Origin of the sequence: Corticimicrobacter populi, assembly GCF_003123725.1 — a bacterium.
Classification (GTDB): Bacteria; Pseudomonadota; Gammaproteobacteria; order Burkholderiales; family Burkholderiaceae_B; genus Corticimicrobacter; species Corticimicrobacter populi.
Genome location: NZ_QETA01000004.1, coordinates 355239 through 380657, shown reverse-complemented (window position 1 = coordinate 380657; position 25419 = coordinate 355239). Strand labels below are relative to the sequence as shown.

Here is a 25419-nt window from a genome sequence, read left to right as displayed (position 1 = left end):
TCAGCGTTTCAAACCTCAAAACAACCAACCGACCTTCACACCTCCTTCGCTACCCACATCAGGGTTTCCCCTAACCGTTCAGCGAAGCCCTGAACTATAACCCGTCGCTTGAAGTTTGGCAAGTCGTTGTTTGCAACCGCCGGAACCAATTTCTTAGCCCCTTCCGGGTTTTCCCGGATCACCCTCAAACTCGAGGAGCGAAACTATAACACCTTTTCACTCTTCAGGTACCGCATCCGGCATATTTATTTCAAACCTCAAAACAAATCTGCCAAATCCCTTCACATCCCCAACTACCACCTGGGCGTTTGCCTCAAGGTCTGGTTCGTCTGAACTGCGAAGGAGCGAAACTATAGCACCACCATTTCTAACATGTCAAACTGATGACAGATCCGTGAAGATTTGCGCTATTTGCCTTGTCGTTGCCAGCGCCCTTCAACTTCGAGTTGCTTGAGCTCGGTCACCCGCCCTTCGCAACGAAATGACAGACCATGTTCGGCTGTTTCGCCCCATACACGGCCTGGCGTGCGGTTGGTGATATTGAGCCGCTCGCCCGTATCGAACGCAACATGATCCAGGCATCGCTGGATAGAAGAAAAAGACCTGGCGGCATTTTCAGGCGCAGGTTTCAGGTCACAGCCCGACAGGACCAACAGCAAAACAATAAAGGCGCTTTTTTTCATATTGAACAGCTCATGTGCAATCTGTAAATGCGACAAGGCGCGTTGCCTCCCCCCGCCAGCGATGATATCACCCTCGATACATCATTCGCCACGCACCAGGGGGCAGTCCGCATATCCGGCTGAAACACAGTCGCATTGACGCCGTGGAACCAAAACCCGCAGTGGCTGCCACCTGCTCCACCGACATATCGGTTCCCTCCAGCAATTGCTGTGCACGAGACAGACGCTCGCGCAACAGCCACTGTCCCACGGTCATGCCGGACAACTGCCGGATCTGTCTACTCAAAGTACGCCGACTGACGCAGGCACGCCGCGCCAGACTGTCCAGCGTATGCCGCTGCTCCAGATGCGCTCGCACCCAATCGAGAAGATCAGACAATCGCAGGCCCGGCCCTGCCGTCGGCACAGGTTGCTCGATGAACTGCGCCTGACCTCCCTGGCGATGAGGAGACACCACCATTCGGCGCGCCACCCGGTTTGCCAGCCCATTGCCATGATGCTGCCGGACAATATGCAAGCAACAGTCCAGCCCTGCAGCCGTACCCGCTGAAGTCATCAGATTATCTTCTTCTATATAGAGCACTTCAGGATCAAACCTCACATCCGGATAGCGCGCAGAAAAGTCAGCAGCAAAAGCCCAGTGTGTCGTAGCGCGCCTGCCAGCGAGCAAGCCAGCCTCTGCCAACACATACGCCCCCAGGCACAATCCCACCAGCAATGCGCCTCGGTCCTTTGCCGCCACCAGCGCATCGAGCAGCCTCTGCGGTGGACGCTCCACCGGATCACGCCAGCTTGGGACAACAATGATATCTGCCACCTCAAGCGTATCCAGTTCGTGCCTGGTCACAATATCGAACCCGGCTGACGTGCGCAACCGACCCGGCTCGGCAGCACACACCCGAACGTCATAACGCGGCACCCCCTGCAACTCCTCCCCGAACACAAGACACGGTACCGACAGGTGGAAAGGGCTGATCCTGTCAAAGGCCAGGACGGCCACGACAGGCGATGAAAAAGACAGTTCACTCATGCAGGCACCTCCTGCAACAAAGATTGGCCCGATTTTAGCGCCCACTGGCAATCAGGCCACTCGTCACTTTGTCTGGCCGGCCAGACAATATCTCATCCTTTCACCGAACCGAGGAGTTCGATATGACCGATCCACGTCACGCTCTCATCATCATCGATCTGCAGAACGACTACTTTCCGGAAGGGAAGTTTCCGCTCTGGAACACAGTGCCCGTCCTGGACAAGACTATCGATGCCATCAAGCTGGCTGATGCTCGCAATATTCCCGTTATTCTTATCCAGCATATTGCACCAAGCCAGAGTCCCTTTTTCTGCGAAGAGACCTCTGGTGCCGAGTTGCACCCCAGGCTGCTTGCGGCCGCGCCTACGGCACCCGTTGTCATCAAAACGCAGGCCGACAGCTTTCTGGGAACATCGCTGACCAAGACGCTAGAGACATTGAAGGTAGATTCACTGCTGATCTGCGGCATGATGACGCATAATTGCGTCACCCATACCGCCCTCTCGGAAGCAGCCGAGAAATATCAATTGGCCATCCTGCAGGACTGCTGCACCACGGTCAGCGAGATACTGCATGTCATTGCACTCAAGGCTATCGAACCGCGTGTTCCGCTGCAAACGAGCTCACAGGCACTGGGCACAATATCGCACTAGTGTGCGGCCCGCCCACGCTGCTGCTGACAGGCCTGCCGGCACGCATCAGCGTGCCAGTTGCGCAGCCCAGTGACGCCAGCCTTCGGCCGCCTGCTGACACCATTCGCTTTCGCTCAGCTCGCTTTCGGCCAGTTGAACCGGGGGTCTCTTTCCATCCAGCACATAACCCTTGATGCCATAGGCTTCGGCAGCATCCCCACCACTTTTGTCCGGCGACATGGATTCAACCATGGGCAATAACTTGCGGGCATCCTCTACACTGCCGGGCTGGATATACCCCTTGCGCTGGCAGTAATCAGCCAGGCCATTCATATTGCGCGCGATTTCATAGGCTTCCTTGGCAAAAGCGCCCTGAGCCTGAGAAGGTGCACTTTGCGCCAGTACCACTGTCGTTACAAATGAAAGGCCCGTTATCGCGAAAGCCATGCATGTCTTGAGTGTCATGAAATCATCCTGCTGAAATGACTGAGAAGCGTACCGACAAACAAAAAACCCGCAGAGGCGAGCTCGTGCGGGTTTCTGGCATCCCTGCATCAGGGAATCAACTTGGCGGAGACGGAGGGATTCGAACCCTCGATACGGGTATAAGCCGTATGCTCCCTTAGCAGGGGAGTACCTTCAACCACTCGGCCACGTCTCCAAGTTAGCTGCTAATTATAGCACGATTTTATTCTGCTGTTGCAGGTGTATCACCCAGGTCGAAAGCCTTGTGCAGGGCACGCACGGCCAGTTCCATGTATTTGTCCTCGATCACGACCGAAGTCTTGATCTCGCTAGTGCTGATCATCTGAATATTGATGCCTTCGTCAGAGAGTGTGCGGAACATCTTGCTGGCCACGCCCACGTGAGAACGCATGCCGATGCCGACGATCGAGACCTTGCAGACCTTTTCATTGCCGATCACTTCACGCGCGCCGACCTTGGGCAACACTTCGCGATTCAGCACGTCCAGCGCGCGTTGGAACTCATTGCTCTGCACCGTGAAAGAGAAATCGGTGGTGCCTTCGATCGACTGATTCTGGACGATCATGTCGATATCGATATTGGCATCCGCCACCGGCCCGAGGATCGAGTAGGCGATACCAGGCTTGTCGGGCACGGCGACCAGGGTGATTTTGGCTTCGTCGCGGCTAAATGCAATGCCGGAAACAACTGCGGATTCCATTTTTTCGTCTTCCTCGAAAGTGATGAGCGTGCCCGATTTCATTTCTACGGACAGACTGATTTCTGGGTCGGTGAGCGATGACAGCACCCGGACCGGGATATGGTACTTGCCGGCAAACTCGACAGAGCGGATCTGCAGCACCTTGGAACCAAGCGAGGCCATCTCGAGCATTTCTTCGAACGACAGCACATTCAGCCGCCGGGCCTCGGGGACCACACGAGGATCGGTGGTATATACCCCATCGACATCGGTGTAGATCAGGCATTCATCAGCCTTGATCGCAGTCGCCACGGCAACCGCCGACGTATCCGAACCACCACGCCCCAGCGTAGTAATGTTGCCATCGTCATCCACGCCCTGGAAACCCGTGACCACAACCACGCGACCGGCATTCAGGTCTGCCATGATGCGCTCGCTGTCGATACCGGTAATGCGGGCCTTGGTATAGGCCTTGTCCGTATGCACGGCCACCTGCCAGCCAGCATAGCTGCGTGCCTGCACGCCCTCGGCCTGCAGGGCCAGCGCCAGCAGGCCGCTGCTGATCTGCTCGCCGGAAGAGGCAATCATGTCGAGTTCGCGGCGATCCGCACCGCTGCCTGCGATCTCGCGGGCCAGGCCCAGCAGACGATTGGTTTCACCCGCCATGGCGGAGGGCACGACCACGACCTGATGGCCAGCGGCGTGCCACTTGGCTACACGGCGCGCAACATTCCTGATGCGCTCGACGGAACCCATCGACGTGCCGCCATACTTATGGACATAAATAGACATTTGAACGCTACCTGAGGTGATCCACCCGGAAAAACAGCGGGCAAAGCGTCATATTCTAGCAAGAGCCGGGCGTATTTTCCGTGGCTGACGCATTTTCTTGATCTGACGCATGCCGGTTGGTGCTCGATGCCTGGCCTTCTTGCGCGCGCACCTGGATTCGCAGCCGACGGCGCTCTTCATAGGATACAACCTGCCGAGGCTGCAGCAAGACTCGACTCCTGACACACCTGATCTCGATTTGCTCATGTTCGAGCAGCATCTGGTTGTCATGTGTCACTCGTCGCAATTGCCCAAGCCAGGCCTGCAGACGCGCCTCCGTTGGCAATTTCACGCCCAGGCGCTGCAACCAGTGGCGCAATGCCAGCGCCTGCCGGGCGGGCGACAGGGTTCGCCAGGCAGTCAGGGAAAAGCTCAGCCCATCCGCAGCAGGCATCAGCGCCTGCCAGTCCTGCTCCGCCACTTCAGCAAGGATTTCACCCGTTTCGGCTGCCTGACGGGCATGCCGTCCCAGCACCGTGCGCCAGGCAGGCCAGCGCTGCTCAAGCACGGGAACCAGCAGCGTGCGTACGGCAGCACGGGTGTAATCAGCATCCTGATTGGTTGGATCCTGAACAGGTTCCCAGCCGTATGCTGCCGCATAGCGGGCGGACACATCCAGTATGCGCTGGCGCGGCACGTCCAGCCAGGGACGCAGGTATTGCACGCCGTTGCGCACGGCATGTCCGGCCATCGCCGCCATGCCTTCCGGCCCGGTACCTCGCAGCAAACGCAGCAGGACGGTTTCAGCCTGATCATCCTGGTGGTGTGCCAGCAAAATCGCCTCGACCCCCTGGCTTCGCGCGAGTTGCGCCAGCCCTGCATAGCGAGCCTGCCTGGCAGCCCCCTCGATCCCTTTGCCGCTATCGCGTGGCACCGCCACGCGCAGCATGTGAAACGGCAAACCCAGCTGACTGGCGAGCTGGCCGGCATGAACCGCCCACGCGTCAGCCTCGTTCAGCAGTCCGTGATGAATGTGAAAGCAAGAGAGTTCAATGCCCAGGCTGCGTGCCGCAGAGGCGGCATGCAAGACCAGCATGGCCGAATCTGCCCCACCACTGAGGGCAACGGCATAATGAATGGATGGCTGATGCTGCAGACATTGCAGGACCGGGCGCAGCAAAGCGGGATCCGTCATGTCGGCACAGGCCGGCACCGCAGCATCGTGCGGCGCAGCCGGCAGGCCTGTATCAGGCCTTGACTTCCTGGAACTTGCCATAGGACATCAGGCGCTCCACGCGATGATCGACAAGCTCCTTGGCGTTCATGCCCTGCAACTGGCGCAGAGAATCGACCAACGCGCGCTTGAGCAGGCGGGCCATGACGCTGGGATCACGATGGGCACCACCCACCGGTTCATTGACGACACGATCGACCAGGCCAAGTTCCTTGAGGCGCGAAGCCGTAATGGCCAGCGCAGCAGCCGCTTCGGGAGCCTTGTCGGCGCTGCGCCACAGGATGGAGGCGCATCCTTCGGGAGAAATGACCGAATAGGTGGAATACTGAAGCATCAATACGGCATTGGCAACGGCAATCGCCAGTGCGCCACCCGATCCCCCCTCACCGATGATGGTAGAGATGATCGGTACCTTGAGCTCGGCCATGGCATAGAGATTGTGGCCGATCGCTTCCGACTGACCACGTTCCTCGGCACCGATGCCGGGATAGGCTCCGGGCGTATCCACGAAAGTGAATACCGGAATCTGGAATTTTTCGGCCAGGCGCATCAGCCGCAAGGCCTTGCGATAGCCCTCAGGCCGGGGCATGCCGAAATTGCGCAGTGCGCGCTCACGCGTATCGCGTCCCTTCTGATGGCCGATCACCATGCAGGAAGCACCATTGAAGCGTGCCAGCCCCCCCACGATGGAGGGATCATCCGCATACATGCGATCACCATGCAGTTCATGGAAATCGGTAAAGATTTCGCGCACGTAGTCGAGTGTGTAGGGCCGCTGGGGATGGCGTGCCACCAGCGCCGTCTGCCAGGGCGTCAGCTTGCCATAGATTTCCTGGGCCAGCTTCTGGCTTTTCTGCTGGAGGCGGTTGATCTCGTCCGAAATGTCGACGGCCGAATCGGCCTGCACAAATCGCAACTGCTCGATCTTGGCTTCAAGCTCGGCCAGAGGCTGTTCGAATTCTAGAAAGGTATTACGCATGTAATGTCGTATTCCGATGATAATGACTGGCGGCGTCCGAAAACCGCTACTTTACGGCAACCGCGTCCAGACTGCACCACAAATACCATGTGGCGACCGTGCGCCATGGCTGCCAGGCCTGTGCCACTTCGCGTGCCTCGAAGCGGGAAACCGGTTCGCCACTGAAGTAATGATGCGAGATTGCCCGAATCAGGCCAGCATCGTCCAGCGGCAGCACATCCGGTCGCTGCAGGTTGAAAATCAGGAACATCTCGGCTGTCCAGCGACCGATGCCGCGAATCGCGGTCAGCTCATCCACCACGGCCTCGTTGTCCATGCCAGCCCAGGCTTCGGGATGGACGCGCTCCTCATGGAAGTGCAGGGCGAGATCGACGATGTATTCGGCTTTGCGCTTGGGCAATCCAGCTGCGCGCAACACTTCCGGATCAAGCGCCAGCACGGTTTCGGGCGAGAAAGGCGCGGGACAGGCTGCCAGCAGCTTCTGCCAGATGGAGGCCGCCGTACGCGTCGCGATCTGTTGCCCGATGACCGAACGCGCCAGGGTCACGAAAGGTTCACCGCGCAGTGTCAGCCAGGTGGCAGGATAGTTGGGAATCAGGCGCTTGAGAATGCGGTCGCGCTTGAGCAGATGCGCCACGGCCTCATCCCAATAGCCCGGCTTGGGCGAATCGGGCGGCACAGGGGCAGCAGATGCAGTAATGGTCGTACTCATGATATGTATGGGTTTTCCTGCTCAGGCCCGACGCCACTGGGTCAGGCCACCCGGGCGATCCTCGAGCAAGATGCCGGCAGCCGCAAGGTCGGCACGGATGCCATCGGCCCGGGCAAAGTCTCGCGCCGCCTTGGCGGCCTGCCTGTCGGCGATGGCCTGTTCAATGGCGGCATCGGACATGGCACCGCCCATGACCACTGCGCCGCCCTCGCCCGGCCGAGATTGATCGGACAGTGTCGATGCCAAGGCCCCCCGGCGATAGCGACTGCTTTCCTTTTGATAGGCAGCAGGATCCTGCTGCAGCAACCCCAGCAATCCGGCCAGGGCCTTGAGCTGTGCAGCGGCTTCTGGGGAGGACGTGCGATTGACGCGCGCCGCCAGATCGAACAATGCCGACACAGCGCCCGCCGTATTGAAATCATCGTCCATCGCTGCCCGGAAAGCCAGGGCCTCGGGTTGTGCCCAGTCCACCTCGGCCGCACTAGCCGGGGACACGCTATTCAGAGTCTGATACAGACGATCGAGTGCGTTCTGTGCATCGACCAGGTTATCGGGCGCATAGTTCTGGGCACTGCGATAATGGTTGCGCACAATGAAAAAACGCAGCATTTCCGCTTCGCGGGGGTTGAACCATGCTGTCCCGGCATCGCCGCCCTGATGCGTTTCTGCCTCGGGCGTACGGGCAATGGTCTGGCGAATGGTACGGAAATTGCCGAGCGACTTGGACATCTTGTCGCTGTCGACCATCAGCGGGCCGCAATGCATCCAGCAATTGGCAAGCGCCTTGTCACCTGCGCCTTCGGTCTGGGCGATTTCATTTTCGTGATGGGGAAACTTGAGATCAGGCCCCCCGCCATGGATATCCAGAGGCAAGCCCAGGACGGCTTCACTCATGGCCGAGCACTCGATATGCCAGCCGGGCCGCCCCAGCCCATAGGGCGATTCCCACTTGGATTCGGCGGGCTCGCTGTCCTTGGCGGACTTCCAGAGTACGAAATCGAAGGGATCACGCTTGGAGGCATCGACCGCCACGCGCTCACCGGCACGCAACTCGTCGAGCGAACGGCCGGAGAGCTTGCCATAGCCGGGAAACTTGCGCACGGCATAATTGACGTCACCATCGGCAGCCTGATAAGCCAGGCCTCGCTCCTCGAGCCGACCGATCAGATTCAGCATCTGCCCCACATATTGCGTGGCACGCGGCTCGTGCGTGGGACTTTCGACCCCCAGGGCACGCTCATCGGCATGCATGGCCTCAATATAGAAATCAGTGACATCCTGCATGCGCCGGCCGGTCTCGACCGCGCGACGGATGATCTTGTCATCGATATCGGTGATATTGCGCACATAGGTCACTTCGTAACCGCTGGCGCGCAGCCAGCGCTGCACCACGTCGAAGCTCACCAGCATGCGGGCATGGCCCAGATGACAGTAGTCGTATACGGTCATGCCGCACACATACATGCGCACCTTGCCCGGCTCCACCGTTTGCAGAGGCTGTTTGGTACGTGCTAGCGTGTTATAGATGTGCAACATGGAAAATGAATGGGGAAAAAGAACCAAGGCTACAATTGCGCAATCCGCAGTATAGCAAGTGACGCCCGGCCAACCGGCCTGCAACTCTCTCTCCCGACCTGAACGTGATCCTGACACCGACTTTTCGCCGCGCCTGCCTGACCCTCGCCATACTGTCGCTGGGCTGGTCCCAGGCCTATGCCCAGTCCATGGACCTGGACCCGGACGACAACAACACCTTCGACAGCATCAGCGACCTGCCCCCCGGCATGGAGGCCGCGCCCGTCGGTTCGGGAGGATGGGATGGTCTGGCACGGGTACTCGAGGCGCTCAAGCCCGGCGTCGATACATCGTTGCCTCCCACTGCTGCCGAGATCGCCGCCGAGATCGAAAAGGAAATCGACCAGGGCAAGGCTGAAGAAGCGCTGACACGCATCCAGGGTGAGCTCAACGCTATCCCCCCCAATGCACTTGGCACCAATGTGCAACTGCTTTTCCTGCAGGCACGCGCCTATGCTGCCCTGGGCCGCGAAGCCGATGCCCTGGCTGCCTACCGTGACATGACGCAGCGTTTTCCCGAACTGCCTGAACCCTGGAACAATCTGGCGGCACTGTACACCAAACAGGGCCGTCTCGAAGATGCACGCCAGGCGCTGACCATCGCGCTGCAGCTCAATCCGAACTATGCACTGGCTCATTACAATATGGGTCAGATACTGCAGGCTCTGGCACTGCAATCCTATGACAAGGCAAGCCGCATGGGCCTGAATCAAGCCCGGACCGACGCCGCTCGTCTCAGGAGTCTGAAATGAATTCTGCTTTGACCATGTTTCACCACGCTTCCCGCCTGCTGCGCTACGGCGCACTCGGCATTCTCCTGGCCGCCTGCTCGCCCTCTTCCGGTTCCGAGCCCAAGGCAGCCGCTTCACCCTCTTTGCAAGGTAGCTCATCCATGACCACGACAAGCCCCCGCGTCAAGCTCCAGACCAGCCAAGGCGACCTGCTGATCGCACTGAACGCCGAAAAGGCTCCCAAGACCGTTGAGAATTTCCTCGCATATGTGCGCGATGGTTTCTATGACAACACGATCTTCCATCGCGTCATCAATAACTTCATGATCCAGGGCGGCGGCTTCGAGCCGGGCATGAAGCAGAAAGAAACCCGTGATCCGGTCGACAACGAAGCCGACAACGGCCTCAAGAACCAGCGCTACACGCTGGCCATGGCACGCACCAACGATCCGCACTCGGCAACCGCCCAGTTCTTCATCAACGTCGCCGACAACGACTTCCTGAACTTCACCTCGCCCAGCAGCCAGGGCTGGGGCTATGCCGTATTCGGTGAAGTGATCGAAGGGACCGAGATCGTGGACCAGATCAAGGGTGTCAAGACCGGCAACAAGGGCTTCCACCAGGACGTTCCGGTCGAGGATGTCATCATCCTGAAGGCGGAAGTCGTTGAATAATCCCATCGACATCGCATTGCCGGCAGGTCCGGTCTGGATTGCAGCCGACCTGCACCTGGGGCCCGATACGCCTGCCACCATCGAGGCCTTTCTGGCTTTCCTGGAAGCAGCCCCCGAGGATGCAGCTTCGCTGCTGCTGCCGGGCGATATCTTCGACGCCTGGATCGGCGACGATGTCATCCATATCGCCCCGGAATGGCTGGCGGGCGTCCTGAGCGGCCTGCAGCATGCAGCAGCACGCCTGCCCATCTGGATCGGCCGCGGCAATCGCGATTTCCTGATCAGTGAAAAGCTGGCTGCAGCCACCGGCACGCACCTGCTGCCGGACAGCGCTCGCCTGCAGACGCAGGCCGGCCCCGTCCTGCTCTCACATGGTGACGAATACTGCCTGGACGATATTGCCTATCAGCAATTCCGTACCATGGTGCGCAATCCGCAGTGGCAAGCCCAGTTCCTCTCCAAGAGCATTCCGGAAAGACTGGCGATGGCCCAAGAAGCACGCGCCGGCAGCATCCAGGCCAACAGCCAGAAATCCATGGAAATCATGGATGTGAACCAGGACGCCATCGAAGCGGCATTTCGCTCGACAGGATTGTCCATCATGGTGCACGGCCACACCCACCGCCCTGCCCGCCATGCCATTGAGGTCGATGGCCGGCACTGTGAGCGCTGGGTGCTGCCCGACTGGGATTGTGACCATGCCGATCCGATCAGGGGCGGCTGGCTGGCCATCGAGGAAGATGGCCTGGTGTTCTACGATCTGGAACAACCCGAAAAGCCGTAGGATCACAAGCCAAAAACAAAAAGGGCGGATTGCAGCAATGCAATCCGCCCTTTTCAATGCCATCAGGGCCAGCCTGCAGCCTCGATCGCACAGGATCAGAACATAGACAGCAGGACAATACCCAGGACGATACGGTAGGCAACGAATACCTGTACGCCCATCCTGCGAATGAATGCCAGGAAGTAGTGAATGCAGGCATAGGCCGTGACACCGGAAATCACGACACCACCCAGCACCGGCATCCAGTCGATCGCCTGCGGCTGGCGCACGATCTCGATAGCCTCAAGCCCGCCGGCCAGCACAATCACCGGAATGGACAGCAGGAAAGAGAAGCGCGCTGCAGCCTCGCGGCTCATGCCAACCATCAGGGCCGCCGTCAGCGTAATGCCCGAACGGGACGTGCCGGGAAACAGCGCCAGGGCCTGTGCGCAACCAATGATGGCGACATCTTTCCAGGTCATGTCGCGCTCCGTGCGTTCACCTCGGAATTTCCAGTCGGCCCAGCCCAGCAGCAGACCAAAGATAATGACCCCCCAGGCAATCCAGTGTGGCGAACGCGCATAGCTGCTCACGACATCCTTGAGCAGCAGTCCGGCCAACCCGACCGGGATGGTACCCAGCACAATCGCCCAGGCCAGTTTGCCATCGGCATCCAGGGTACGGGTCGTGATCGAACGCACGAACCCCCGGATCATGGCACCGATTTCATCCCGGAAGTACAGCAACACGGCAATCAGACTGCCGACATGCAGGGCCACGTCGAAATAGAGCCCCTGATCAGGCCAGTCGAAAAAGACCGGTACCAGGATCAGGTGAGCAGAACTGGACACCGGCAGGAACTCGGTGACCCCCTGCACGACCGACAACACGAAAACCTGCAACCAGTCCATGCTTATTCAGCCTCTGCTTCATAATCCGGCACGATGCGCCGGACCTGTACCTGGGAAATCCGCCGGCCATCCAGGGCCAACACTTCGAAACGGATACGGTCATGCCCCACATGGCTGACATGCTCGCAGTGATCACCCGGCTCGGGAAGCTGACCAAAGCGTGCCAGCAGGTAGCCGGCCAACGTGGTGTAGTCCTCGTTGTCGTTGACCAGGTCATCGGTATCCAGCACCTGCTCCAACTGATGCAGGTCAGCTGCACCATCCACACGCCAGAGATTATCGCCCTCGACCACGATATCGGGACTTTCATCCTCATCGGGAAATTCGCCGGCAATGGTTTCGAATACATCGATCGGCGTAACCAGACCCACGATGGCACCGAACTCATCGGTCACCAGCACCAGTTTCCCCCCCGAGCTTTTGAGGGTTTCCATCAGACGCAACATGCCAATCGACTCATGCACGATGACCGGTTCACGCAGGCTTTCCTTGCGGATCCGGCCTTCGGTCAGGAGGTCTGCCACGGCATCCTTGGCACGCACCACGCCAACAATGTCATCCAGGCTGCCACGACCGACAGGGAAGAAACTGTGCGACGACTGATCCACCTGGGCCTTGAGCACCTCGCCTTCGTCTTCGACATTGAGCCATTCGATGGCCGTCCGCGGGGTCATGACGGAATACACGGAACGCTCGGCCAGCGTCAGCACGCCGCTGACCATGTTGCGTTCCTCGACACCAAAGGCGGAAGCATCCCGAGCCTGCACGGCAGCAGACTGGTCTTCTTCGGCATCCAGGGGTCGCTTGCCCAGCATGCGCAGGATGGCTTCTGAGGTGCGGTCGCGCATCGGACGATGATCTTCGGCTTTCTGCATGTTGCGTCGAGCCACCTGATTGAGTGCCTCGATCGCCACCGAGAAACCGATGGCCGCATACAGATAGCCCTTGGGCACCTTGAAACCGAAGCCTTCTGCCACCAGAGAGAAACCGATCATCAGCAGGAAGCCCAGACACAGCACCACCACGGTCGGGTGGGCATTGACGAAACGGGTCAAAGGCTTGGAAGCCACCAGCATCACACCAATGGCAATGATCACGGCCGCCATCATGACGGACAAGTGATCAACCATACCGACGGCCGTAATCACGGCGTCAAGCGAGAATACGGCATCGAGCAGCACGATCTGGGTCACGATCACCCAGAAGCTGGCATAGACACGCGGCCCCTTGGAAACGCTGTGATGCCCCTCGATGCGATCATGCAGTTCCATCGTGCCCTTGAAGAGCAGGAAGAAACCACCCACGATAAGGATAAGATCCCGCCCCGAGAAGGTTGCGGGCCCGATGGAGAACAGTGGCGCAGTCAGGGTGACCAGCCAGGACATGACCGACAGCAGTCCCAGGCGCATGATGAGCGCAAGTGACAACCCGATGATACGGGCGCGATCGCGGAGATGTGGAGGAAGCTTGTCTGCCAGAATGGCAATAAAGATCAGATTGTCGATCCCCAGTACGATTTCAAGCACGACCAGGGTGAGCAGGCCGACCCACACGGCGGGGTCCAGCAGCCATTCCATCAGAGCAACTCCAGAAGTCTGTAATCCTTTATGATAACCAGAAAAAACCGGGCTGTGCTGTCATATTGGCAACACAGCCCGACAAGATACATCCATGGCACATTGCTGCGGCAGGTGCCGCAGCAATGGATCAGGACAGCGAAGCCAGCATCGACGGGAACAGCTTGGGGCTGCCAGCCAGCACTTCGCCACTGTCCATCCAGCCCTGCTCGCCGCTGAAATCGGCGATCAGGCCGCCGGCCTCCAGTACCATCAGGCCTGCAGCCGCCATGTCCCAGGGCTTGAGATCAACACCGCAGAAACCATCCAGCCGCCCCGCTGCCACATAAACCAGATCCAGCACGGCCGAACCCGAACGACGCACGCCGACGGTATCGGAAGCCAGGGTCTCGAAACGCTTGCTGCGTGCCAGGCTGTCGGGCCCGTTCGAACCCGGCCAGCGAGCTCCGATCAGGGCATCGTGCAGGCGTGAGCGACTGGAAGTACGAATGCGGCGATCGTTGAGGAATGCCCCTGCGCCGCGGCTGGCCGTAAACAGCTCGTTGCGAACCGGATCATAGATCACGGCCTGGGTAACCTGACCACGCTGCGCCAGCGCAATCGAGATCGCATAGTGTGGGTAGCCATGCAGGAAATTGGACGTCCCATCCAGGGGATCAATGATCCACTGATAGGCCGCCTTGTGCCATTCCGGCGCATCTGCCGGCAACAGGCCGGACTCTTCAGCCAGGAAGGTATGCTCGGGATAGGCGGTACTCAGGGTTTCGATGATGGCCTGTTCGGCAGCCTGGTCGACTTCCGTGACATAATCGCGGGGGCCCTTACGCGCGACTTGCACGCGATCGAGGTCCAGGCTGGCGCGGTTGATGATACTGCCGGCCCGGCGCGCTGCCTTGACTGCGGTATTGAGCATCGGATGCATAGAATTCGTTTTCCACTGTAGACAAAGAAACCGGCGCACCAGTGCGCAGCCGGTTGAATACGACGCCCGGCATGGCCTGCGCCGTCAGAACTGCGCCATTTTAATAGACCCTGCGTTTTTTATCAGATCGGATCATTGCCGCTCATGTCCGCTGTCCTCCCAGCCTCCCTTTTCGACCGTGTCCGCTTCATCATGGTCGAGCCCAGCCATCCCGGCAACGTCGGTGCTGCCGCCCGTGCCATCAAGACCATGGGATTCACCAAGCTGACCCTGGTGCGCCCGCACCTCGACGATGTACTGGTACACCCCGATGCCATTGCGCTCTCCAGCGGCGCGACCGATGTACTGGCCGGAGCCGAGATCGTACCCGACCTGGCGGCAGGCATGCGCCATGTCACACTGGCCCTGGCGCTGACGGCCCGGCCCCGCGACCTGGGGCCACCCAACTGCGATATTCGGCAGGCTGCCAGCCTGTCGGTCGAACACCTGACCGGCCGCGGCAGTGATGAAGTGGCCATCGTGCTGGGTACCGAACGGGCCGGCCTCACCAATGAGCAGATTGCCCGGTGTCAGCGGATCTGTCAGATCCCCGCCAACCCGGCCTACAGTTCACTCAATGTGGCACAGGCGCTGCAACTGGCAGCCTGGGAGTTGCGCTATGCGCTGAATGCCGAATCATCCTTCAGTACCGGAGGCACCGTACGCCCGGGCGACCGGCTTGCAGGCAACGAAGCGGTACAGGCCCTGCTGACGCACTGGGAAGAAGCGCTGATCGGCATTCAGTTTCTGGACCCTGCGCATCCCAAGAAGCTGATGCTGCGCATGCGCCACCTGCTGACCCGCAGCAACCTGAGTCAGGACGAAGTGGACATGTTGCGTGGTGTCTGTACCGCCATGCTCAAGACCGCGCGGCTGGCACACCCACCCGCGCCATAAGCGGCCAGCCGCGCCTCGCGACACGGATCAGGATCGAGCCGTAGATACCTGCGGCGCAGGCTGACGCCCCACCCAGAGCGCCAGCAGGGCAGCCGCCAGCAAGGCCACGGCCGCGCCCAGCCAGGGCCCTTGCTGAAAACCGTGATCCAGCATCACACCAAACAGCAGTGGCCCCGAGGCCGAGCCCACGTCCATGCCTGAATAGACCAGTCCATAGACCGATCCGACAGCCCCTTTCGGCGTGACCCGGCGTATCAGCAGGTCGCGCGATGGGCCCGCCATCCCGGAGCACAGCCCTGCCAGCGCCAGGACCGGCAAGGCCCAGGCGACAGGTACCCAGCGCATCGCCAGCATCGCCAGCAACAGTGCTGCCACCGCCAGCGCGCCCAGCACGACCCATTCTGTCCGTGGCGAAAGGTTGGCAAGGAAACCACCCGCCAGCATGCCTGCTGCAGCCGCCACCATGAAGAGCGACAAAGCAGAGCTGGCCTGCATGGAGGTCAGATAGTAGAGGTCGCCCATCAGTGGAATCGTGTAATTCTGCATCGCAGAATTGGCCACGGTGGTCGCAGCCAGAAACAGGAAAGCACCCCACAGTGCCGGTATCGCGAGCAATGTCGCCACGCGGGCCAGTGCCCCCTCCGCAGGAGAGACAGCCCCTTTGCGCTCGCCAGACTGAGCCTGTATGCCTGCCTGTTCTGCCCCCGCCTGTCGTGCCACATCGACCTGCAGCAGACGCCGGCCCAGCACGCTGGCCAGCAGCACCAGAGCCACCACGCCGGCTGCCGCCAGCGCCGCCATGCGCCAGCCAGCCCAGTGCGTCACGGCAGCGATAAACACCGGGCCTGCCGCCCAGCCCAGATTGCCGGACACGCCATGCACACTGAAGGCATGTCCCAACCGGGAACGGCTGATATTCAGATTGATGATGGCGTAATCCGCCGGATGGAAGATCGAGTTGCCAAGGCCCGCGATCAGCGCTGCAGCCATCAGCATGGCATAGCCATTGGCCGATGCGATCAACAGGCCGGCCACCACGAAACAGGCCAGTCCGAACCACAGGACCGGCCGTGCACCGATCCTGTCCACCAGAAAACCTGACGATGCCTGACCGACGCCGGAAACGACAAAAAACGCCGACACCAACAGGCCCAGCGCTGCAAAATCAAGATTGAAAGCACTCCCCAGCGCCACATACAGCGAAGGGATGACCAACTGGAAGAAGTGCGAGGAAGCATGCACCAGCCCGATCAACGCAATCGTGAGCCAGTCCCTTCGGCGCAGGGCAGGACTGTCATCACCCGCCAGGGCTGCCATCGTACTCATGCCGGCAGCTCAGGCACGCTCGCGGATGGCTGGCCAGGCGCGCTTCAGGTAGTAACACATAGACCATACCGTCAGGATGGCCGCAACAATGATCAGAACCTCACCCAACAGCAGTGTATTGATGCCAAGCAGTGGCTGGGCATACAGTAGACAGGGAATCGCCACCATCTGTGCCGCTGTCTTGAACTTGCCCAGCCAGCTGACTGCCACGCTGGCGCTGGCACCGATCTGCGCCATCCACTCTCGCAACGCAGAAATGGCGATTTCGCGTCCGATGATGATAAGGGCAATGACCACGCCCACACGTCCCATATCCAGCAATACCAGCAGCGCGGCCCCCACCATGAGTTTGTCGGCAACCGGATCAAGAAAAGCACCGAACGAAGACGTCTGGTTCCAGCGGCGTGCCAGCCAGCCATCGAACCAGTCAGTGAGCGCAGCCACGATGAAGATAATGGAAGCCAGCAGGCCACGGGTGTTTTCATCGACCAGCCAGTCGGGCAGGTAGAACAGGACAACGATCAGCGGGATCAGGGCGATCCGCAGCCAGGTCAGGGCAATCGGGATGTTGATGGGCATGATGTCGTTATGCTACCTGATCCGCGTATTATCGCAATGCCTGATAGATGCGCTCGGCCAGTTCCCGGGAGATCCCGCTGACACTCATCAGATCATCGACACTGGCATTGACCACGCCGGACAGGCCACCGAAGCGAGCCAGCAGTTTCTGGCGACGCTTGGCACCCACGCCTTCTATTTCCTCAAGCCGGGATGTCGTGCGGGCCTTGGCACGTTTGGCTCGCATGCCAGTAATCGCGAACCGGTGCGCTTCGTCCCGTATCTGGGCAATCAGCATCAGGGCTGCCGACTGCTTGCCCAGCGCGACCGGCGCACGACCGTCGGCAAACACCAGCGTCTCCAGGCCGACCTTGCGGCCTTCGCCCTTGGCCACCCCCACCAGCAACGAAATATCCAGCCCCAGCTCGGCGAACACCTGCCGCGCCATCTCGACCTGGCCCTTGCCGCCATCGATCAGCACCAGGCCCGGCATCGGTGCCGTACCGTCGACCACCTTGGAAAAACGACGCATCAGCGCCTGACGCATGGCGGCATAGTCATCGCCCGGTGTAATGTCATGGATGTTGTAACGACGATACAGCGATGGCTGCATGTCGTGATGCTCGTACACAACGCAGGAGGCCTGGGTCGCTTCTCCCGCCGTATGGCTGATATCGAAACATTCGATGCGCAACAGCTCGAGCGCCTCGTCGTCTGCCTCGATCCCCAGCGTCTCGGCCAGCGTCCGGGTACGCGCCGTGCGTGCAGTGTTTTCGGACAAGGCGCGCGCCAGGGCCAGGGCCGCATTGCTCTGTGCCTGCTCCAGCCAGGACTTGCGTACCCCCTGCGGCTGCCTCAACAGGCGCACCTTGCGCCCGGCACGCTCGGACAGCGCTGCAGACAAGGCGTCATCCTCGACCGGATGCGACAGCACCAACACGCCTGGCACGCTGGTGTCGGCGTAGTGCTGGGCAATGAATGCCGCCAGCACCGTCCCCGGCTCGTCGCCATCGACATGGGTCGGAAAGAAAGACTTGTCACCCAGGTGCCGTCCGCCCCGCACCATGGCCAGCGTCACACAGGTCTTGCCGCCCTCGGCAACCACGGCAATCACATCCGTATCCTCGCTGCCGGCTTCCATGGTCTGCTGGTGCAGTACCGTGGAGAGCGCCTGCATCTGGTCGCGAAGTGCCGCTGCCTCTTCGAAACGCAGCGCTTCCGAAGCCAGGTACATGCGCTGCTCGATATCCGTCATGACATCCTGGGCCTGACCATTCAGAAAACGGGCCGCGCGGTTGACATCATTGCGGTAGTCCTCCGGCGAAATCACCCCCACACAGGGTGCAGAACAGCGTCCGATCTGGTGCAACAGACAGGGCCGGCTGCGGTTTGCGAAAACAGAATCTTCGCAGGTCCTCAGGCGAAACACTTTCTGCAGAATCTGGATGGTTTCACGTACGGCCCAGACGTTGGGATAGGGACCGAAGAACTGGCCTGAACGACTGGTCGCGCCCCGGTAATAGACTACCCGGGGACACGCATGCCCGGTCAACAGCAGATAGGGGTAGGATTTGTCGTCGCGAAACAGAATGTTGTAGCGCGGGTGCAACTGCTTGATAAGGTTGTTCTCGAGCAGCAGCGCCTCGGCCTCTGAACGCGTAATGGTGACTTCGACCTTTTCGACGCGCGCCACCATATGCGCAATCCGGGGACTGGATGGCGTTTTCTGGAAATACGACGACACCCGACGCTTGAGATCGCGGGCCTTGCCAACGTAAAGCACCTCGCCCGAGGCATCGATATGCCGATAGACACCGGGCAGGTGTGGCAGGTCAGCCAGCCAGGCTTTGATGCTGGAGTGATCGGGCATGTCGGTAGCGTGGATCGGACTGCAGGGCATCCCAGTCGGGTGCGTCAGAACGCGGTGCAAGACGTGCAATCCGCGCCGAGGCAACCGGATCGGGTGCAACATCCAGGCGTGCCAGCAGTTCGTCGGCCAGGTCGGGACGATTGCATACCAGCACCATATCGCATCCCGCGCCCAGGGCGGCCTGGGCGCGCGCCAGGATATCACCGGCCACGGTCGCACCTTCCATGGTCAGGTCATCGGAAAACACCACGCCGTCATACCCCAGGCGCTCACGCAGGATGGTCTGCACCCAGAAACGCGAGAATCCGGCAGGATTAGGATCGACAGAAGAATAGATCACATGTGCCGGCATGACCGAGGGCAGCACCTGGTCACCCAGCCAGCCATACGGCGCAGCGTCCAGCGCCAGAATGTCATCGAGCGAACGTTCGTCCACAGGAATGGCCAGGTGCGAATCAGCTTCGACATGACCATGCCCCGGAAAATGCTTGCCGCAGGCAGCCATACCAGCCAGCGCCAGCCCCTGAATCAGGGCCCGCGCAAGCTGCGCAACACATTGTGGATCGCTGTGAAAGGCACGATCACCAATCACCGCACTGCGGCCATAATCCAGATCCAGTACCGGTGTGAAGCTCAGATCCACACCACAGGCCCGCAACTCGGCAGCCAGCACATAGCCCGCCTCAGTCGCCAGACGCAACGCCAGCATGGGGTCGCGCGCCCACTGCCAGCCCAGGCTGCGCATTGATGGCAAATGGGTGAAGCCATCGGTACGGAAGCGCTGTACACGCCCACCTTCGTGATCCACAGCGATCAGCAGGGGCTTGCCCAGCGCCCGGATCTCGGCGGTCAGCGCACACAACTGGGCACGGTTTTCAAAATTACGGGCAAACAGGATCACCCCACCCACCAGCGGATTAAGCAGGCGGGTACGCTCGGATTCGGTCAGGGTCAGTCCGGCCACATCGGCCATGACGGGTCCATACAGGACCGGGGAAGAAGATACGGCGACAGGCATGGATTCTCTCGTCTACGGCCGGCACGGCCTTCACGCAGGAAGCGTGCAAAGCCCGGCCGACACGACAGGCGATACTTTAGCGTGAATAGCCTAGCCGCGCAGCGTCTCGACAATCACGTAGGCAGCGGCAAGGTCGGACTCGTCGGTAATCGAGACATGCATGGCACCGAAACGGGGCGCATACCAGTCGCGCAGCTCACCCGACAGTGACAGCACCGGACGGCCGCCGGGCGCATTGAGCGTCTGAACTCGCGTCCACCACATGGGATGGCGCATCCCCAGGCCGATGGCCTTGGAAAACGCTTCTTTCACGCAGAAACGCGTGGCCAGATAGCGCACACCACGCCGCGCATCACGCCGGCTACGGGCCTCGAACACACTCAGTTCGTCCGGCCCCAGTATTTTGCTCGCAAAACGTACGCCATGCCGTGCCAGTGCGGCTTCTATACGCTCGATCCGCAGCAGATCCATGCCGATACCGGCAATGGCACCGCTCGCCACCTGCAAAGCAGGTGGCGCGGAGATGGGAGACGTCTCAGGCGACAGCTCGGTCATGGCGAACGTTTGAGCTTCAGGAAGAAGCAGCCTGGCCGGCAGCGGCATTGCCGTCATCGGCTGGCGCACTGCCTGCCTGGGCATCGGACTGCACGGTCTGCTCGTTCCAGCCACCGCCCAGGGCCTTGTACAGCTCAATGCGATTGACCAGCGCAGCCAGACCGGTCTGGATCAATGAACGCTGTGCATCCAGCGCATCGATCTGTGCCGTCTGCACCTGCAGGTAGCTGTCGACACCATTCTCGTAGCGCAGGTTGGACAATTCAAGCGTCTTCAACTGTGCCTGCGTGAAAGAACGCTGGGCATCAAGCTGCGTACCATAGGTCGCCTCACCCGACAGGGCATCGGCGACTTCCCGGAACGCCTGCTGGATGGTCTGCTCGTACTGGGCCACGGCAATATTGTTGCGTGCTTCGGCCAGCGCCACACCGGAACGGATACTGCCGCCAGCGAACAATGGCATGGCAATCTGCGGCGAGAAGCTCCACATGCCGGAGCCCGCCTCGAACAAACCGGAAAGTGGCGCACTGCCGCTACCCAGCAACCCCGTCAGCGAAATCGTCGGGAAAAATGCTGCACGCGCAGCACCAATATTCGCGTTGGCAGCCAGCAACTGATGCTCCGCCCCCATGATGTCGGGACGACGGATCAACAGATCGGACGGCAAGCCAGCCGGCACGGAAGCCAGCAACTGGTCACGATCAAACGGTGCGGCATCGGGCAGATCGCCCGGTTCCGGCTGCCCCATCAGAACCGTCAAGGCATTGCGTGCCTGCGAACGGGTCCGCTCCAGGGCTGCCAACGTCGCATCAGCACTGTCGAGCAGGCTCTTGGCCTGATTCAGTTCAAGCTCGGAGGCGACTTCACCCTCATAGCGCGCCCGCACCAGATCAAAAGACTCTTCGCGTGCCTTGCGTGTCTGGCGAACCAGTTCAAGTTCGGACTCGGCAGCACGCAGCGTCAGGTACGCCTGTGCCACCTGCCCCACCAGATTGATCTGAGCCGTCTTTTGCGCCTGCTCGGTCGCCAGGAACGTCTGAAACGCGGCTTCCGACTGATTGCGCAGCTTGCCGAACAAATCGATCTCGAACGAAGTCAGAGCCAGACCCGCCTGATACTGAGAAGATATCGAGGTGGAGTCAGGCCCGCCCACGCGCATGTTCTGCGGCACATGCTGGCGCGTACCCTGAGCGCCCAGGCCAATCGACGGGAACTGTTCACCGCGCTGCACACCGTACTGCGCGCGAGCCTCTTCGACTCGCTGCAATGCAATGCGCAGATCGCGGTTGTTTTCGAGCGTGATCTCGATGACCCGCTGCAGGCGGGCATCACGGAAGAACTCCCGCCAGCCAATCTCGGCAGCCGGCACCTGGGCATCCTGCGCATTGGCAGCCGGGGCATCCGGCCATTGTGCGGAGATCGGTGCAGCAGGGCGTTCATAGGTCGGTGCCAGCGAGCAACCAGCCAGCACCAGGGCTGCCGCCGCAGCGGCCCCCGTCAGTCGGAAAGATCGTACGGCGCGGCTCATGCCTTGCCCTCCTCGTTATCACGCTCGACCTGCAGGCCTGCGGCCTTGCGACGCTCTTCCTGCTCCTGGGCATGGGCTTCGGCCTGTGCACCGAGCAGGCGCGGACGCGTCTTGAAAATGCTCATGACCACGACAAAGAACGTCGGCACGAAAATCACGGCGAACGGCGTGGCAGCCAGCATCCCGCCCAGCACGCCCAGACCGACCGAGTGCTGGCTGGCGGCACCTGCACCGCTGGCCATGACCAGCGGCACCATGCCCAGAATGAATGCCAGCGATGTCATCAGAATGGGACGGAAACGCAATCTGGCGGCCTCGATCGTCGAATGATAGAGATCACCACCCGCCGCATAGGCATCCTTGGCAAACTCGACGATCAGGATGGCATTCTTGGCCGCCAGCCCGATGATGGTCACCAGCCCGACCTGGAAGTAGACGTCATTGGTCATGCCCAATGCCGACACCAGCCCGACAGAACCCAGCATACCCAGCGGCACCACCAGCATGACCGACAGAGGGATAGCCCAGCTCTCGTAGAGTGCCGCCAGCACCAGAAACACTACCAGCAGCGACAGTGCCATCAGGATAGGGGCCTGGTTGCCGGCCTGGGTTTCCTGGTAAGAGACACCGCTCCACTCATAGCCAAACCCGCTGGGCAACGTATCCATCAGCTTGACCATCTCGGCCATGGCCTCGCCACTCGAATAGCCCGGCGCAGCATCTCCGCCAATCCGGATCGACTCGTAGCTGTTGAAACGAACGACCTGGGTCGGGCCTTGCGGCCAACTGGCCGTCACGAACGCCGACAGCGGCACCATGCCACCCTGATTGTTGCGCACGTTCATCTTCAGCACGTTTTCAAGGTTCATGCGCTTGTCGGCTTCAGCCTGCACCCAGACGTTCTGCATGCGTCCCATGTTGGGGAACTTGCCGATATAGGACGAGCCTACCGCCGTCGACAGCAGATTGGCCGCCTCAGCGAAGTCCACGCCCAGGGCCGCGCCCTTTTCGCGATCAACATTCAACTGCAATTGCGTCCCATAGCCCAGGCCGTTGATCCGGACCTGCGACAGTACCGGGTTCTGCATTGCCTCGCCCAGCATCTGACCCGCCGCCGCCCACAGGGCGGCATTGCCCTGGTTGCCGCGGTCCTGCAGGCGGAAGTCGAAACCGCTCGAGTTGCCCAGCGAGGAAATCGCAGGCGGCACAATGGTATAAACCAGCGCGTCTTTGATGCCCATCAGCAGATCCTGCATGGCATTGAAGGAAATGCCGTCAGCCGAATTGTCGAAACCCTTGCGATCCTTCCAGTCCTTGAGAGTCACGAAAGCGATAGCAGAATTCAAGCCATTGCCGTTGAAGCTGAAACCCCGGACGGTAATGATGTTTTCCTTGTAGGGCTTGTCCATGAAGTAGCTCTCGACCTCTTCGATCACTTCCATGGTACGGCTGGCAGAAGCGCCAGCAGGCAACTCGATATTGCTGATCACGTAGCCCTGATCCTCGACCGGCAGGAAGGAGGAAGGCAGACGCACATACATCACAACCAGCACTGCCACCAGCAACAGGTAGAGCACGATCATGCGCCCGCTGCGAGCCAGAATCTTGCCGACCCAGCCTTCATAGGTCCCTACCGTGGCATCGAACTTGCGATTGAACCAGCCGTAGAAACCCTTCTTTTCCTCATGGTGGTGGCCCTTGGGGATGGGTTTCAGGATGGTCGCGCACAGCGCCGGCGTGAAAGTCAGCGCCAGGAAACCGGAGAAAAAGATCGATACGGCCATGGCAACGGCAAACTGGCGATAGATCACCCCCACCGAGCCGCTCATGAACGCCAGCGGCAGGAATACCGTCACCAGCACCAGCGTGATCCCCACGATGGCACCGCTGATCTGACGCATGGCCTTGCGAGTCGCCTCCTTGGGCGGCAGGCCTTCTTCAGCCATGATCCGCTCGACGTTTTCGACCACCACGATGGCATCATCGACCAGAATCCCGATGGCCAGCACCATGGCGAACAGTGTCAGCACATTGACCGAGAAACCAAGTGCCAGCATCACTGCAAAGGCTCCCAGGATGGCCACCGGCACCACCATCGTCGGGATGATGGTATAGCGGACCTTCTGCAGGAACAGCAGCATCACCAGGAACACCAGTACCATGGCTTCGAGCAGCGTATGGACCACTTGCTCGATGGAGATCTGTACATACGGTGCTGTATTATATGGAATCGTATACTTGACGCCAGCCGGGAAGAACTTGGAGAGTTCATCCAGTTCGCGCTTGATCCCTTCGGCCGTTTCCAGGGCATTTGCATCAGGAGTCAGCGAAATCGCGAATGCCGCCGTAGGCTGGCCATTCAGACGTGCACCGAAATTGTAGCTATCGGCACCCACTTCGATGCGGGCTACGTCACGCAGCCGCACAATCGAGCCATCAGTGTTGGCGCGCAGGATCACATTGCCGAAATCCTCGATGTTCTTGAGCTGACCGTTAACCATGATGGTGAACGCCTCGCGCTGCGTACCCGGATTGGGTGGCGCACCAATCGACCCCGCCGATACGAGTGCGTTCTGGCTAGCCAGCGCCTGATTGATATCATTGATGCTCAGATTGAAACCAACCAGCTTGTCGGTATCGACCCAGACGCGCATGGCGCGTGGTGCCGAGAACAACTGGAATTTGCCCACGCCAGGCACCCGGGAAATGGGATTCTGGATATTTCGCGAGATATAGTCACCCAGCGCTGTGGCATCGCTGTTTTTGTCGTCAGATGACAGAGCCACGATCATCAGAAAGCCCGCACTGCTCTGTTCGAAGCTCAGTCCTTGCTGCATCACGGCCGACGGCAATTGAGCCGTAATGTTCGACACGCGATTCTGCACATCCACCTGTGCCATGTCAGGATCCGTACCCGGGCTGAACGTCACGGAAATCGTGGACTGGCCATTGGAGTCACTGACCGACTCGTAATAGAGCAGGCCCTTGGCACCATTGAGCTCATTTTCAATGATACTGGTCACTGACTCGGCCACATCCTCGGCGGATGCGCCCGGATAGGTCGCCGAGATTTCGATCGTCGGCGGAGCCACGTCAGGATACTGTGCCACCGGCATGTTCGGGATCGCCAGCGCGCCGGCCAGCAGGATGAACAAGGCGACGACCCAGGCAAAAATTGGTCTATCGATAAAAAATTGTGACATGTGTTGGCTCTAATGTAGGGGCTCAACATGCGGGCAGCCAGGCTGCCCGCAACGAATCAGGACGTG

Annotated in this window: 23 protein-coding genes and 1 tRNA gene; 5 read left to right on the top strand and 19 right to left on the bottom strand. The window is 60.2% G+C overall.

Going from position 1 to position 25419, the window contains the following annotated elements:
- Window positions 1-407: 407 nt before the first annotated feature.
- Window positions 408-683: a hypothetical protein gene (locus DD235_RS11775; RefSeq protein ID WP_109062264.1), complete on the bottom strand. Its 276-nt coding sequence runs from the start codon at window positions 681-683 to the stop codon at window positions 408-410.
- 67 nt (window positions 684-750) lie between these two features.
- Entirely contained in the window at window positions 751-1713 is a 963-nt protein-coding gene (locus DD235_RS11770; RefSeq protein WP_109062263.1) for a GlxA family transcriptional regulator, read from the bottom strand.
- A 122-nt stretch (window positions 1714-1835) separates the two neighbouring features.
- Here DD235_RS11770 and DD235_RS11765 point away from each other — a divergent pair, with 122 nt between their 5' ends.
- Window positions 1836-2366 (top strand): cysteine hydrolase family protein, encoded by a 531-nt coding sequence (locus tag DD235_RS11765; RefSeq protein ID WP_109062262.1) that lies wholly within the window; start codon window positions 1836-1838, stop codon window positions 2364-2366.
- Window positions 2367-2411: 45 nt separating this feature from the next.
- On the opposite strand, the gene DD235_RS11760 is transcribed toward DD235_RS11765, so the two are convergent.
- The 7 genes from DD235_RS11760 to cysS all read right to left on the bottom strand — a co-directional run bounded on the left by DD235_RS11760 (window position 2412) and on the right by cysS (window position 8742).
- Window positions 2412-2810: a hypothetical protein gene (locus DD235_RS11760; RefSeq protein WP_109062261.1), complete on the bottom strand. Its 399-nt coding sequence runs from the start codon at window positions 2808-2810 to the stop codon at window positions 2412-2414.
- Between the two features lie 103 nt (window positions 2811-2913).
- Window positions 2914-3006, bottom strand: a tRNA-Ser gene (locus tag DD235_RS11755).
- Between the two features lie 27 nt (window positions 3007-3033).
- Window positions 3034-4302, bottom strand: a complete 1269-nt coding sequence (locus DD235_RS11750; protein ID WP_109062260.1) for an aspartate kinase — start codon at window positions 4300-4302, stop codon at window positions 3034-3036.
- 55 nt (window positions 4303-4357) lie between these two features.
- Complete coding sequence (tilS, locus tag DD235_RS11745) at window positions 4358-5476, bottom strand: tRNA lysidine(34) synthetase TilS (RefSeq protein WP_239990121.1); 1119 nt, start codon at window positions 5474-5476, stop codon at window positions 4358-4360.
- 52 nt (window positions 5477-5528) lie between these two features.
- On the bottom strand, window positions 5529-6494 hold the full coding sequence (locus DD235_RS11740; protein WP_109062258.1) for an acetyl-CoA carboxylase carboxyltransferase subunit alpha: 966 nt from the start codon (window positions 6492-6494) through the stop codon (window positions 5529-5531).
- A gap of 46 nt (window positions 6495-6540) precedes the next feature.
- Entirely contained in the window at window positions 6541-7206 is a 666-nt protein-coding gene (locus DD235_RS11735; RefSeq protein WP_109062257.1) for a DNA-3-methyladenine glycosylase family protein, read from the bottom strand.
- A 21-nt stretch (window positions 7207-7227) separates the two neighbouring features.
- The gene (gene cysS, locus DD235_RS11730; RefSeq protein WP_109062256.1) at window positions 7228-8742 is read right to left on the bottom strand and encodes a cysteine--tRNA ligase; all 1515 of its coding nucleotides are present in this window, start codon (window positions 8740-8742) and stop codon (window positions 7228-7230) included.
- Between the two features lie 104 nt (window positions 8743-8846).
- Between cysS and DD235_RS11725 the strand changes: the two genes are divergently transcribed.
- Genes DD235_RS11725 through DD235_RS11715 form a run of 3 tightly spaced genes read left to right on the top strand, consistent with a single transcriptional unit; the run spans window position 8847 to window position 10970 of the window.
- Entirely contained in the window at window positions 8847-9533 is a 687-nt protein-coding gene (locus DD235_RS11725) for a tetratricopeptide repeat protein (RefSeq protein WP_109062255.1), read from the top strand.
- Window positions 9530-10186 (top strand): peptidylprolyl isomerase, encoded by a 657-nt coding sequence (locus DD235_RS11720; RefSeq protein WP_420810461.1) that lies wholly within the window; start codon window positions 9530-9532, stop codon window positions 10184-10186. The genes DD235_RS11725 and DD235_RS11720 overlap by 4 nt, the downstream gene beginning before the upstream one ends.
- Complete coding sequence (locus DD235_RS11715; protein WP_239990120.1) at window positions 10179-10970, top strand: UDP-2,3-diacylglucosamine diphosphatase; 792 nt, start codon at window positions 10179-10181, stop codon at window positions 10968-10970. The genes DD235_RS11720 and DD235_RS11715 overlap by 8 nt, the downstream gene beginning before the upstream one ends.
- A 95-nt stretch (window positions 10971-11065) precedes the next feature.
- Here DD235_RS11715 and DD235_RS11710 read toward each other — a convergent pair whose 3' ends face one another.
- The 3 genes from DD235_RS11710 to DD235_RS11700 form a co-directional block, all read right to left on the bottom strand.
- Complete coding sequence (locus tag DD235_RS11710; protein WP_109062254.1) at window positions 11066-11860, bottom strand: undecaprenyl-diphosphate phosphatase; 795 nt, start codon at window positions 11858-11860, stop codon at window positions 11066-11068.
- Window positions 11861-11862: 2 nt separating this feature from the next.
- Window positions 11863-13437 carry a TerC family protein gene (locus DD235_RS11705; protein WP_109062253.1) on the bottom strand — a complete coding sequence of 525 codons (1575 nt, stop codon included), beginning with the start codon at window positions 13435-13437 and terminating at the stop codon, window positions 11863-11865.
- Between the two features lie 130 nt (window positions 13438-13567).
- Complete coding sequence (locus tag DD235_RS11700; protein ID WP_109062252.1) at window positions 13568-14359, bottom strand: inositol monophosphatase family protein; 792 nt, start codon at window positions 14357-14359, stop codon at window positions 13568-13570.
- Window positions 14360-14503: 144 nt separating this feature from the next.
- On the opposite strand from DD235_RS11700, the gene DD235_RS11695 reads away from it, so the two are divergent.
- Window positions 14504-15295, top strand: a complete 792-nt coding sequence (locus tag DD235_RS11695; protein WP_239990119.1) for an RNA methyltransferase — start codon at window positions 14504-14506, stop codon at window positions 15293-15295.
- Between the two features lie 27 nt (window positions 15296-15322).
- On the opposite strand, the gene DD235_RS11690 is transcribed toward DD235_RS11695, so the two are convergent.
- The 7 genes from DD235_RS11690 to DD235_RS11660 form a co-directional block, all read right to left on the bottom strand.
- On the bottom strand, window positions 15323-16621 hold the full coding sequence (locus DD235_RS11690; protein ID WP_109062251.1) for an MFS transporter: 1299 nt from the start codon (window positions 16619-16621) through the stop codon (window positions 15323-15325).
- A 9-nt stretch (window positions 16622-16630) separates the two neighbouring features.
- Complete coding sequence (gene pgsA / locus DD235_RS11685) at window positions 16631-17200, bottom strand: CDP-diacylglycerol--glycerol-3-phosphate 3-phosphatidyltransferase (protein WP_109062250.1); 570 nt, start codon at window positions 17198-17200, stop codon at window positions 16631-16633.
- A 28-nt stretch (window positions 17201-17228) separates the two neighbouring features.
- Window positions 17229-19049, bottom strand: a complete 1821-nt coding sequence (uvrC, locus tag DD235_RS11680; protein ID WP_109062249.1) for an excinuclease ABC subunit UvrC — start codon at window positions 19047-19049, stop codon at window positions 17229-17231.
- A complete protein-coding gene (nagZ, locus tag DD235_RS11675) occupies window positions 19012-20067 on the bottom strand; it encodes a beta-N-acetylhexosaminidase (RefSeq protein ID WP_109062248.1) in 1056 nt (351 codons plus the stop codon). Before nagZ ends, uvrC begins: the two co-directional genes overlap by 38 nt.
- Before the next feature lie 90 nt (window positions 20068-20157).
- Window positions 20158-20622: a holo-ACP synthase gene (acpS, locus tag DD235_RS11670; protein WP_109062298.1), complete on the bottom strand. Its 465-nt coding sequence runs from the start codon at window positions 20620-20622 to the stop codon at window positions 20158-20160.
- Window positions 20623-20638: 16 nt separating this feature from the next.
- Window positions 20639-22150, bottom strand: coding sequence for an efflux transporter outer membrane subunit (locus DD235_RS11665; protein ID WP_109062247.1), 1512 nt, complete (start codon window positions 22148-22150; stop codon window positions 20639-20641).
- A complete protein-coding gene (locus tag DD235_RS11660; RefSeq protein WP_109062246.1) occupies window positions 22147-25353 on the bottom strand; it encodes a multidrug efflux RND transporter permease subunit in 3207 nt (1068 codons plus the stop codon). Before DD235_RS11660 ends, DD235_RS11665 begins: the two co-directional genes overlap by 4 nt.
- Between the last annotated feature and the right edge of the window lie 66 nt (window positions 25354-25419).